Source organism: Saccharothrix sabaoui, assembly GCF_051756985.1.
GTDB lineage: Bacteria > Actinomycetota > Actinomycetes > Mycobacteriales > Pseudonocardiaceae > Actinosynnema.
The window spans coordinates 1-11,807 of sequence record NZ_JBPKJK010000226.1 but is presented as its reverse complement, the minus strand read 5'-3'; the positions used below and the strand labels follow the sequence as shown (position 1 = coordinate 11,807).

10 protein-coding genes and 1 riboswitch are annotated in these 11,807 nt (G+C 72.0%); of the genes, 2 read left to right on the top strand and 8 right to left on the bottom strand.

Annotated features, from left to right (window positions below; genetic code table 11):
• The 6 genes from ACR807_RS38585 to ald form a co-directional block, all read right to left on the bottom strand.
• A partial coding sequence (locus tag ACR807_RS38585) for an ABC transporter ATP-binding protein (protein WP_438926477.1) occupies positions 1 to 3,758 on the bottom strand: 3,758 nt, incomplete at its 3' end.
• Between the two features lie 259 nt (positions 3,759 to 4,017).
• Complete coding sequence (locus ACR807_RS38580) at positions 4,018 to 4,890, bottom strand: ABC-2 transporter permease (RefSeq protein ID WP_438926476.1); 873 nt, start codon at positions 4,888 to 4,890, stop codon at positions 4,018 to 4,020.
• Positions 4,890 to 6,164: an ABC transporter ATP-binding protein gene (locus tag ACR807_RS38575; protein WP_438926475.1), complete on the bottom strand. Its 1,275-nt coding sequence runs from the start codon at positions 6,162 to 6,164 to the stop codon at positions 4,890 to 4,892. Before ACR807_RS38575 ends, ACR807_RS38580 begins: the two co-directional genes overlap by 1 nt.
• 49 nt (positions 6,165 to 6,213) lie before the next feature.
• Positions 6,214 to 6,588 (bottom strand): hypothetical protein, encoded by a 375-nt coding sequence (locus ACR807_RS38570; protein WP_438926474.1) that lies wholly within the window; start codon positions 6,586 to 6,588, stop codon positions 6,214 to 6,216.
• 4 nt (positions 6,589 to 6,592) lie between these two features.
• Positions 6,593 to 6,775: a hypothetical protein gene (locus tag ACR807_RS38565; RefSeq protein ID WP_438926473.1), complete on the bottom strand. Its 183-nt coding sequence runs from the start codon at positions 6,773 to 6,775 to the stop codon at positions 6,593 to 6,595.
• Between the two features lie 352 nt (positions 6,776 to 7,127).
• Positions 7,128 to 8,234, bottom strand: coding sequence for an alanine dehydrogenase (ald, locus tag ACR807_RS38560; RefSeq protein ID WP_438926472.1), 1,107 nt, complete (start codon positions 8,232 to 8,234; stop codon positions 7,128 to 7,130).
• 196 nt (positions 8,235 to 8,430) lie between these two features.
• A riboswitch (glycine riboswitch) is annotated at positions 8,431 to 8,521 on the top strand.
• Positions 8,522 to 8,645: 124 nt separating this feature from the next.
• Here ald and gcvH point away from each other — a divergent pair.
• Positions 8,646 to 9,026, top strand: coding sequence for a glycine cleavage system protein GcvH (gcvH, locus tag ACR807_RS38555; protein ID WP_438926471.1), 381 nt, complete (start codon positions 8,646 to 8,648; stop codon positions 9,024 to 9,026).
• Between the two features lie 3 nt (positions 9,027 to 9,029).
• Positions 9,030 to 10,394, top strand: a complete 1,365-nt coding sequence (locus tag ACR807_RS38550; RefSeq protein WP_438926470.1) for an L-serine ammonia-lyase — start codon at positions 9,030 to 9,032, stop codon at positions 10,392 to 10,394.
• A 388-nt stretch (positions 10,395 to 10,782) separates the two neighbouring features.
• Here the strand turns inward: ACR807_RS38550 and ACR807_RS38545 are convergent, their stop codons facing one another.
• The gene (locus ACR807_RS38545; RefSeq protein ID WP_438926469.1) at positions 10,783 to 11,250 is read right to left on the bottom strand and encodes a DUF4265 domain-containing protein; all 468 of its coding nucleotides are present in this window, start codon (positions 11,248 to 11,250) and stop codon (positions 10,783 to 10,785) included.
• Between the two features lie 53 nt (positions 11,251 to 11,303).
• On the bottom strand, positions 11,304 to 11,807 hold a 504-nt coding region (locus ACR807_RS38540), incomplete at its 5' end, for an NUDIX hydrolase (RefSeq protein ID WP_438926468.1).

The window sequence follows — 11,807 nt, the reverse complement described above, 5'->3', positions numbered from 1 at the left end:
CTGTCGTCCGGCACCGCCTCGCCCAGCCCGTGCGCCCACAGCCGCGCGTAGTGGCCGCCCGCCGCCAGCAGCTCGGCGTGCGTGCCCACCTCGACGACCCGCCCGCCGGCCAGCACCACGATCCGGTCGGCACGGGCGGCGGTCGCCAGGCGGTGCGCCACCACGAACGTCGTGCGCGCGCCCGCCAGGTGGTCGCCCGCCGCCAGGACCGCCGACTCGGTGGCCGGGTCCAGGGCGGCGGTGGCCTCGTCCAGCAGCAGCAGCGCCGGCTGGACCAGCTCGGCGCGCGCCAGCGCGACCAGCTGCCGCTGACCCGCCGACAGGCCCTGCCCGCGTTCGCCGACCTGCTGGTGGAAGGCGTGCGGCAGCGACGCCACGGTCGGCAGGGCGCCCACCGCGCGCACCGCCGCCTCGACCTGCGCGCGCGAGGCGCCCGGGTCGCCGTACGCGACGTTCTCGGCCACGTCCCCGCCGAACAGGTGCGCCTCCTGCGGCACCACGCCCAACCGCTGCCGCAGCGCCGACAGGTCGTAGTCGCGCACGTCCACGCCGTCGATCAGCACCTGCCCGGACGTCACGTCGTAGAACCTCGCCACCAGCTTGACCAGCGTCGACTTGCCCGCGCCCGTCGCACCCACCAGGGCGACCGTCTCGCCCGGCGCGACGTGCAGCGACACGCCCTCCAACGCCGGCGCGGAGGTGCCCTGGTAGGCGAACGTGACGTCGCGCAGCTCCACCTCGCCCCGCAGCTCCGCCACGCCCACCGGGTGCTCCGCGGGCGGCACGGACGTGGGCGTGCGCAGCAGGTCCCCGATGCGGCTCAGGCCGACCCGCGCCTGCTGGTAGCCGTCGAACACGCCCGACAGCTGGTACAGCGGCGCGAAGAACAACCCCAGGTACAGCACGAACGCCAGCAGCACGCCCGCCGACAGCGTGCCGTCGGCCACCCGGTACGCCCCGACCACCAGGACCGCCGCCTGCGCCACCCCGGACAGCAGGGCCAGGAACGGGAAGTAGGTGGCGATGTAGCGCTGCGCCCGGATGCGGGACCGCCGGTAGGCGTCGCTGCGCTCGGCGAACGCCTCCGCCGACCGCGCCTCGCGCGTGTACGCCTGGGAGACGCGCAGGCCGGAGACGTTCTCCTGGAGGTCGGCGTTGACCGCGCTGACGCGTTCCCGCGCCTCGGCGTAGGCCCGCGACGACAACCGCTGGAACACCACCGTGGCGACCAGCAGCACCGGCAGCACGCTCAGCGCCACCAGCGCCAGCCCCGGGTCGGTCAGGGTCAGCGCCACCGCGATGCCCCCCACGGTCAGCACGCTGATCGCGAACGTGGTCAGGCCCGTCTGGAGGAAGCTCGACAGCGCGTCCACGTCCGTCGTCATCCGGGTCATGATCCGCCCGGCCATCTCGCGCTCGTAGTAGTCCAGGCCGAGCCGTTGCAGGTGGGCGTAGCTGCGCACGCGCAGCAGGTAGAGCAGGCGCTCGCCGACCCGCGACGTGACGACCGTGCCGATCGCCGACGACACCCAGCCCAGGGCGACCAGGACGAACCCGATCGCCGCCGCCAGCCACAGCCAGCCGACCGCGCCGCCCACCACGCCCCGGTCCACGCCCAGCCGCACCAGGCCGGGCAGCGCCACCGACAGGGCCGTGTCCACCAGCAGCAGGCCGGCGACGCCCACCATCGCCCACCGGACCGGGCGCAGCAGCGTGCGCAGCCGGAAACCGGGGTCGGGGGCGCTCGGGTCCTCGCCGCGCAGGTCCGGCTCGTCCAGCGCGGGCGGCAGCGACCGGACGCGCTCGACCAGCTCCGGCGTCGGCGGGGTGCCGCCCAGCAGCGCCGACGTGCCGCCACCGCCGCGGGCCACCCCCGGCTCCGCGCTCACCGACCGGTTCGCCGCCCGCACGGTCAGCTCGTCCTCGTCGGAACCCGGCCACAGCTCCGGCGTCACGCCGTCCGGTCCGGGCTCCAGCCGCGCGTCGGCCCTCGGGTCGACCTGCTCGATCGCCTCGCCGGGACCCGCCAGCAGGTCGCGGTACAGCCGGCAGCGGGCGGTCAGCTCCTCGTGCGTGCCCACGTCGACCACGCGGCCCGCGTCGAGCACGGCGATCCGGTCGGCCAGCGCCAGCGACGACCGGCGGTGCGCCACCAGCACCGTGGTGCGCCCGGCCGTCACCGCGGCCAGCGTGCGGTGGATCGCGGCCTCGGTCGCGGTGTCCACGGCCGACGTCGCGTCGTCCATCACCAGCACGCGGGGGTCCGACAGCAGCGCCCTGGCCAGCGCCACCCGCTGCCGCTGACCACCGGACAGGGTCAGGCCGCGCTCGCCGACCGCGGTGTCGTAGCCGTTCGGCAGGGCCGCGATGAACCCGTGCGCCTCGGCCGCCCGCGCCGCCGCCTCCACCTGCTCGTCCGACGCGTCGGGCACGCCGTAGGCGATGTTCGCGCGCACCGAGTCGGAGAACAGGAACGCCTCCTCGAACACCGTGCCCACGGTCCGCCGCAGCGACTCCAGCCGCAGCTCCCGCACGTCCACGCCGCCCACGGTCACCGAGCCCCCGTGCACGTCGTAGAACCGGGGCAGCAGCAGCGAGATCGTCGACTTGCCGGACCCCGCCGTGCCGACCACGGCCAGCGTCTCGCCCGGCTCGACCCGCAGCGACACCCCGGACAGCACCGGCTCGCTGCGCGTGTACCCGAACGACACGTCCCGCAGCTCCACGCCCACCGGCCCGGCCGGCACGTCGCGCCCGCCGTCGACCACGTCCGGCTGCGAGTCGATCAGCTCGTACACCCGCTCCACGCCCGCGCGCGCCAGCTGCGCCGTCACCATCAGGCTCGACAGCAGCCGGGTCGGGCCGACCAGGTTCGCCACGTACGTCGCGAACGCCAGGAACGTGCCGAGCGACACCTCGCCGCGCAGCGCCAGCCAGCCGCCCAGCGCGAGCACCGCCACCTGCCCCAGGTAGGGGAGGGCGGTCAGCGTCGCGGACGGCTTCGAGGTCAACCGGGCCGCCCGCATCCGCTCCGCGAACAGCACCTTCGCCCGCGACTCCAGCCGGGAGACCTCGCGCGCCTCCTGCCCGAAGCCCTTCACCACGCGCACGCCGGTGACCGTCTCCTCGACGTGCTGCGCCACGTCGGCGGCCCGCTGCTGGGCCGACCACGTGGCCGGGAACAACGTCAGCCTGCTGCGCGCCGCGACCACCCCTACGGCGGGCACGACCACCAGGGCGATCACCGTGAGCAACGGCGACAGCCAGAACATCGCCACCAGCGCGGCAACCGCGAACACGACCGTGCCGAACGCCAGCGGTGTCATCGACAGCAGGCTGTTGACCAGCTGGAGGTCGGTGATCGAGCGCGACACCACCTGCCCGGTGCGCAACGCGTCCTGCTTCGGCCCGTCCAACCGCTGCACCGCGCCGAACACGGCCTGCCGCAGGTCGTGCTGCACGTCCACGGCCAGCTTGCCGCCCAGGTAGCGGCGCACGAACGCGGTGCCGAAGGTGAGCAACTCCAACCCGACCAGCACCACCGCGAGCCAGGTGAGGCGGTCGGTGCGCCCGGCCACCGCGTCGTCCACGGCGGCCTTGATCAGCAGCGGCCCGGCGGCCTGGAGCCCCACGCCCACGACGGCGGCCAGCACCGACCACACCACGAGGGAGCGGTGCTGCCAGCACGCGCGGGCGAGTCGCCTGATCCAGCCGTCGGTGTTGGTCACGCCCACCAGATTAGGTCGGACCACCGACATGAGTGCGATGACGCGGACCGCCCACCTTCGGTCCCGCCGGCCGGCCCGCGGGCGGTGCACTGCTCCGCAGGCGCCGAGGCAGCGCGCCCGCGGTTGCGCTGATCTTCACCCGCCGGTGCTCTTGGATTGGTGTGCGCAGTGGCGAGCGGTCCGCTTCGACGCCTGCGGAGCGGTGCAACAAGGGAAACGCCCTCGTCGACCCCCGAAAAGAACGGAGGCCGCCCCGACGAACCGGGACGGCCTCCAGGAGTGCGTCACATCACGTGATGTCCTTGCGCTGGGTCGAGGCCCACCCGCCCAGGAAGAACAGGCCGGTCCAGACCAGGAAGATCAACCCGCTCAGCCACCAGTCGAACGCGCCGAGCCCGCCCGCGATGGTCCGCAGCACGTCGACCAGCTCGTCCGGCACCACGCCCGCGTTCGCCAGGAACAGCGAGGACGCGACCGAGCCGGTCATGCCGTTCACCGCGCCGTTGGGCAGGAAGCCGATCAGCTCCGGCAGGTTCTGCGAGGCCAGCACGAGCTGGATGCCGTTCTCGATGATCAGCATGTAGAGGATCAGCACCACGGTGGTGCCCACGACGCTCGTCATCAGCGCGCCGACGCCCACGCCGAACATCGTCATCAGGATCGAGGCCAGGATGCCCACGCCGGCCAGCGCCAGCCAGCCCGCCGGGTCCGGCAGCGCGCCGGAGTCCGAGGTGATCACGATGCCGATGCTCACGGCGGCCACGATCGCGACGCCGTAGATCGCGCCCCACGCGACGTAGACGATCAGCTTCGCGCTCAGCGCCGCGACCCGGGTGGGCGCGGTGAGGAACGTCGTGGTGATCGTCCTGCGGTTGATCTCGCCGGAGATCGCCAGGCCGCCGAAGATCATCGGGAAGATGGTGGCCACGTTGATGCTGCGGGCCATGCCGAACAGCGAGACCTGCCACTGCGCCGGGTCCACCCCGAGCAGCCTGGTCAGGTCCTCGGCCTCGTCGCTGCTGACGACGTCCATGATGCCCTTGCCGATGGCGCCCGTGCCGAGCGCCCAGCCCAGCGCCAGCAGCACGGTCGGGATCAGCAGGCCCCACCACAGGCCCGTGGTGGTCGTCTTGCGGAACTCCGCCTTGATCAGGTCACCCATCACGCACCGCCCCCCAGGCCGCCACCCTGCTGCTGTCCGTACGGGTTGTCCTGCGGTGGCTGCTGGTACCCCTGAGGTGGTTGCTGCTGCCCGGGCTGCTGGTACCCCTGCGGCGGCGTCTGCTGCCCGGGTTGCTGCTGGTAGCCGGGCGGCGGGGCGTAGTAGCCGCTGCCGCCGGGCGGCGTCGGCTGGCCGTAGCCCGGCTGGCCGTACCCGGGTTGGCCGTAGCCCGGCTGCCCGTACCCCGGCTGGCCGTACCCGGGTTGGCCGTAGCCCTGCTGCGGCTGGCCGTACGGCTGCTGGGGCTGCCCGTAACCCTGCTGTGGCTGCCCGTAGGGGTTCTGGCCGTACTGGTCCTGGCCCGGCGCGGCGTACTGACCGTTGGTGAGCTGGAAGAACAGGCGTTCCAGGTCCGCCTTCTCCTCCTGGATGCCGTAGATCGACACGCCCGCCTTCAGCGCGGTGTCGGCGACCTGCTTGGCCTCGACCCCGCTGACCGCGATCCGGCCGTCCGGCAGCTGCTCGATGTTCGACACGCCGTCCTCGCGGAGCGCGGCGACCAGGCCGGCGGCGTCCGACGGCTGCACGAGCACGCGGGCCTGCTGCTGGTCGCGCAGGTTGTCCAGCGGCCCGTAGTACATGGTCTGGCCCCGGCTGACGATGACCACCTGGTCGACGGTCTGCTCGACCTCGGCCAGCAGGTGGCTGGAGATCAGCACGGTCCGACCGCTGCGGGCGAACGACTGGAGGAACGTCCGCAGCCAGGCGATGCCCTCCGGGTCGAGGCCGTTGGCCGGCTCGTCGAGCACGAGGATCTGCGGGTCGCCGAGCAGCGCGGTGGCCAGTGCCAGCCGCTGCTTCATGCCCAGCGAGAACCCGCCCGCCCGGCGGTCGCCCGCCGCGCCCAGGCCCACCAGCTGGAGCACCTGGTCGGCGCGCGAGTCGGGCACGCCGATCGCCGCCGCGTACACGCGCAGGTGGTTGCGCGCGGTGCGCTTGGGGTGGAAGCCCTGCGCCTCCAGCACCGCGCCCACGACCCGCCCGGGGTTGCCGAGCTGGTGGAACGGCCTGCCGTTGATCAGACCGGTGCCCGCCGTGGGCGTCACCAGCCCGAGGAGCATGCGCAGCGTCGTCGTCTTGCCCGCGCCGTTGGGACCGAGGAAGCCGGTAACCGAACCGGGTTCCACCGTGAAGCTCAAGTTCTGCACCGCTGCGACCGGACCGAACTGCTTGGTCAAGTTCTGCACCACGATGCGGCCACTGCCGTCGTGCACGCGTCCCTCCCGGAATACTCCTACCGGGCGTCATCCTGCCCTAGGAGGGTCACTCGGGGAGGGCGTGTCGCGGTTTCGACACCACCGCCGGCATCTCGGTGGTCGTCTCCGCGTCGTGCGAACGGAGCAGCGGGCGCAGCGGCCGGCGGCGTTCCCGGTGCGGCAGGCCCTCGCCGATGAGGTGTTGGTGGGCCATCGTCCACACCTGGCACGGCCACTTCTTGTGCCGCAGCACGCCGGGGCACGCGCCGCAGCGGCCGTCCGGATCGGGCTGGTGCAGGGTCAGCAGCAGCCGCCAACCGTCGGCCAGGCGGTGGATCTCGGCCCGGGCGAGCGGCACCAGCGCGTCGGCCTCGTCCCGCTCGACGGCCTCGTCGAGCAGGGCCAGCCGGCGCAGCACGGCGGCCCGGAGCGCCTCGTCCACGCGCTCACATCCTGTCGGCGGCTTGGGCGAGCAGGTGGTGCAGCCTGCGGGTCTGCGTGACCGACATCACCGCCGACTCGCCGGGCGGGGCGACCAGGAGGACGCGGTCGTCCTCGACGAGGACGGTCATGGACCGGTCCCTCCCGAAGGGGTCGTGGCAGTCGATCCAGCCCTGTGGTTCGGCCATCGGCACTCCGATCGCGAGGGGACGGGGTGGGGCGCGGCGGGGGAGCCGCACGAGCGGACGACCCCGTTGCGTAGCGGCGGGGGTCCCGTCCTGTGCATCGGCCGGCACGGCGTCGTGACTTACCCGTTACCCGGGTAATTCACTCATTAGCTTGAACGTCGGCAACTCCGCGTGGCCGGCGGGGCGTGTGATGTGGGCCGGACCGGTGGGCCCGCTGGGCAGGGAGCCCGGTTCCCCGCTAACATTGGGACGCGGCCCGCTCCCAGTGACCCCCAGGCTGGTTGAGCGGGCCGCCTCGTACGACGAGGGCCCCGCTCACAGCACGTGAGCGGGGCCCCCTCTGTTTTCCGGATCAGATCTCGGGCGCGGTGAACGCCAGGTCGTGCGCCTCGGCCACCGGCGCGTTGGTCAGCAGGCCCGCGTGGGTGTTGAGGCCGAGCGCCAGCGACGCGTCCGCGCGCAGCGCCTCCCGCCAGCCCCGGTCGGCCAGCGCGACCGCGTGCGGCAGGGTCACGTTGGTCAGCGCGTAGGTCGAGGTGCGCGGCACCGCGCCGGGCATGTTCGCGACGCAGTAGAACACCGAGTCGTGCACCTGGTAGGTCGGGTCGGCGTGCGTGGTCGGCCGGGAGTCGGCGAAGCAGCCGCCCTGGTCGATCGCGATGTCCACCAGCACCGAACCGGGCTTCATGTCGGCGACCAGCTCGTTGGTCACGAGCTTCGGCGCCTTCGCGCCGGGCACCAGCACCGCGCCGATGACCAGGTCGGCCTCGCGCACGGCCTGCTCGACCGCGTACCGGTTCGACGTGACGGTGCGCAGGCGGCCCTGGTAGAGGGCATCGATGTGTCGCAGCCGGTCGACGTTGGTGTCCAGGATCTCCACGTCCGCGCCCATGCCCGCGGCGATCACGGCCGCGTTCAGGCCCGCCACGCCGCCGCCGATCACGACCACGCGCGCCGGGTGCACGCCGGGCACGCCGCCGGGCAGCACGCCCCGGCCGCCGGACGGCTTCATCAGCGAGAACGCGCCCACCTGCGGCGCGAGGCGACCCGCGACCTCGGACATCGGCGCGAGCAGCGGCAGGGCGCCGTTCGGGGTCTGCACGGTCTCGTAGGCGATGGCCGTGGTGCCGGAGGCCAGCAGCGCCTCGGTCAGCGGCCGGTCGGCGGCCAGGTGCAGGTAGGTGAACAGGACCTGGCCCTCGCGCAGCCGCGGGTACTCCTCGGCGACCGGCTCCTTGACCTTGAGCACCAGCTCGCCCTCGGACCACACGTCGTCGGCCCCGGCGAGCACCTTGGCGCCCGCGGCCGCGTACTCCTCGTCCGTGATCGCCGAGCCGAGGCCCGCGCCGGCCTCGACGAACACCTCGTGACCGCGTGACGCCAGCTCGTGGGCGCCCGCCGGGGTCAGCGCGACGCGGTACTCGTGGTTCTTGATCTCCCGGGGGACTGCGATCCGCACGGTGGGCTCCTTCGGCTGTCGTGTTCGCCAAAGGTCGGGTACCCGGGGCGCGGTGTCATCGTGCGCGCGGAACCAAGGAGGACGGGTCCGGTTGTGCCGGCGGAACAAGTCGTGCGGCGCGTTGACACCCGTCCGGGCCGGCACCTAGCGTGCGGGTCACCCAACTGAACATCGGCCGCGGCGCCTCGACGGCGCCGGAACCCGCGCGGGAGAGACCTCGTTCGTTCGAGGCGCCGAAGGAGCAAGTCCCCCGCACACTCTCAGGCAGCGAGAACCGCGCGCGGTGAGGCGACTCTGGAAAGCGCACCCTCGTCCGAGGGGGCGCACCCACGGTGCAAGCCGCGCGCGCGGCGAAGCTCTCAGGTCCCAGGACAGAGTGGGGGTGGACCTTCACCACCAGGGAGCGCTGACGTGACCTTTCCGGAGAACCTGCTGTACACGCCCGAGCACGAGTGGGTCGACTGGGCGCCGGGCACCCGGGAGCCCGTGTCGGTCGGGATCACCTCGTACGCGACCGAGTCGCTGGGCGACGTCGTGTTCGTCGAGCTGCCCGCCGTCGGCACGCGGGTCGCGTCCGGCGAGGTGTGCGGCGAGCTGGAGTCCACCAAGTCGGTGAGCGACCTGTACGCGCCGGTCAGCGGCGAGGTCGTGGAGGTCAACACGGCGGCGGTCGACGACCCGTCGTTGATCAACAACGACCCGTACGGCGGCGGCTGGCTGTTCAAGGTGGCCGTCGAGGACGCCACCGGGCTGCTGACCGCCGCGAAGTACGCGGAACTGACCGAGGGCTGATCCGTGGCGATCAGCGTGTTCGACCTGTTCTCCGTGGGCATCGGTCCGTCGAGTTCGCACACGGTCGGGCCGATGCGCGCGGCGACGATGTTCGTGGACCGCCTGGGTGCACGAACGAGTTCAGTCGACCGAGTGCACGTGGAGCTGTTCGGGTCACTCGGAGCAACCGGCCACGGGCACGGCAGCCCGAAGGCCGTCCTGCTCGGCCTGGAGGGCCACAAGCCCGAGGAGGTCGACCCGGTGGCGGCGTCCGCGCGGGTCGAGGAGGTCCGGGCGACCGGGCGGTTGCGGCTCGGCGGCGTCCACGAGATCGCGTTCACCGAGGACACCGACCTCGTCATGCACCGGCGCAAGTCGTTGCCGCTGCACCCCAACGGGATGCGCTTCGAGGCGTTCTCCGGGTCGTCGCCGGTCGACTCGGCCGTCTACTACTCGGTGGGCGGCGGGTTCGTGGTCGACGAGACCGCGTCCGGCACCGACCGGATCAAGCCGGACAGCACGCCGGTCGCGCACCCGTTCCGCAGCGGGGACGAGCTGCTCGCGCGGACCCGGGAGACCGGGCTGCCGATCAGCGGCCTGATGCTGGACAACGAGCGGTCGTGGCGGTCGGAGGAGGAGATCCGGTCCGGCCTGCTCCACATCTGGCAGGTCATGCAGGAGTGCGTGGAGCACGGCTGCACGGAGACCGGCGAACTGCCCGGCGGCCTCAAGGTGCGGCGGCGGGCGGCCGAGATGAGGTCCCGGCTGGCCGCCGAGCACTACGCCACCGACCCGCTGCGGGTGATGGACTGGGTGACCCTGTTCGCGCTGGCGGTGAACGAGGAGAACGCCGCGGGCGGTCGCGTCGTCACCGCCCCCACCAACGGCGCGGCCGGCATCGTGCCCGCGGTGCTGCACTACTACGCGAGGTTCGTGCCGGGCGCGTCCGACGACGGCGTGGTGCGGTTCCTGCTCACGGCGGGCGCGATCGGCGTGCTGTTCAAGGAGAACGCGTCGATCTCCGGCGCCGAGGTCGGCTGCCAGGGCGAGGTCGGCTCGGCCTGCTCCATGGCCGCCGGCGGTCTGGCGGAGGTGCTCGGCGGCACGCCGGAGCAGGTCGAGAACGCGGCCGAGATCGCGATGGAGCACAACCTCGGGCTGACCTGCGACCCGATCGGCGGGCTCGTGCAGATCCCGTGCATCGAGCGCAACGCGCTGGCGTCGATCAAGGCCATCACGGCGGCGCGCATGGCACTGCGGGGCGACGGGTCGCACTTCGTGTCCCTGGACAAGGTCATCAAGACCATGCGGGAGACGGGGAAGGACATGCACCACAAGTACAAGGAGACCGCTCGGGGCGGCCTGGCGGTGAACGTCATCGAGTGCTGATGACCGGCGTCTGACCAGCGCGAATGACTTCCATCGTTGCTCGGTGGTTCTCGCTGGTACCCGACGTCCCACGGCCTGGAGACGGCCTGATCTTGGTCCGAACGCGACGGTCCCCACCTCGGTAGCGCGGGGTGGGGACCGTCGCGCGTCGTGGGCCTGGTCCTCGTTGCGGCACAACCACTCCCGGTGGCAAGGCGGCGGAGCCGCCGCGGCAGTCGACCGCCGAGCCCAGCCCGGTCCAGCCGCGCGACCGCGATCGTCCCGACTGCTGCCGCTGAGGACTGCCTGGGGACATGCTTCCGCAGCCGGCGCGCCTTGATCCCGTACAGCTGGATTCGGCAGTGCCAACGCTTGCCACCCGGCGGGATGTGCAGGCTGTGGGATCGGTTTACCGATCGTTGTTGCTGTGATGTCCTGCTGCTACCGAAGCTTCTTCAAGCACTGCTCCCGCCTTCGCGACCACCAGGAGAAGCGCGGTCCTTGCTGACGAGTAGTCCACCTCGGGTGGGACGTCAACGGCCCACGACATACCTGCGGAAATGGTCTCCCATGAGCAGCCGAGCCGCTGCAAGGCGTCTTCTACCGGGACTGCTGCGTTTTGGCTGGGAATGCTGATCCGAATGGTGGAGTGTCCAGACCTCGTGAGCAGTTCTTCGAAGACCAGTTCTCGTCGGTCGTGATCGGCTCGGACCCGCACGGTATCGCCGAAGGCCACACCCCGAACGAAGAACGGGATGCTGCGCACCTGTACGACCACCTGCGTGGTTGTCTTCTCCGTCCACATCCTCTCCGTGGACAGCGCGGTCGTGAACTCCGATGCGCTCTCGTCCCGCAGGTCGAAGGCGACCTTGAACACCCGGCGCTTGCTCGGCGGTGACGCGGCCTCGTGGTCGACAGGCCGTGGTTGGGTCACAGCAGGTTCACGCCGTCATGAGCGCGAGTGTGCGATGTGGGTTCGAACGCGTCGGTGACCCGTACCGCGTAGGCCGGTGCCATCGCTTCGCGTACTTCGTCCAGTGTCACCCAGCGGACCGCGGTGGCTTCGTCCGTCGTGCTACTGGGTGTGCCGAGTGGGGTGCAGCGGTAGACCAAGGCGACGATGCCGCGCTTCATGTTCTTGTAGACGCCGGACAAGTGCTCGACTTGAATCGAGATGCCGGTCTCCTCCAGGACTTCACGCCTGACGCCTTCCTCGAACGTTTCGGCGAGTTCGAGCACTCCACCCGGTGGCTCCCAGTGGCCGTTGTCCCTGCGGCGGATGACGAGCACCTGTCCTGAGTCGTTGACGACGATTCCGGCGACGCTGACCGAATGGCGCGGCGTGTCTGCCATTTCCCCGCTTTCGTCTCGTCGTTCGTGCTGGTCAGTCCGTTGCGGGAATGAACCACAAGTACAAGGAAACGGCCCGGGGCG

Coding starts and splice junctions, on each gene's coding strand:
- ACR807_RS38565 (WP_438926473.1), bottom strand. CDS start 6,775: ATGGCCGAACCACAGGGCTGGATCGACTGCCACGACCCCTTCGGGAGG.
- ACR807_RS38580 (WP_438926476.1), bottom strand. CDS start 4,890: ATGGGTGACCTGATCAAGGCGGAGTTCCGCAAGACGACCACCACGGGC.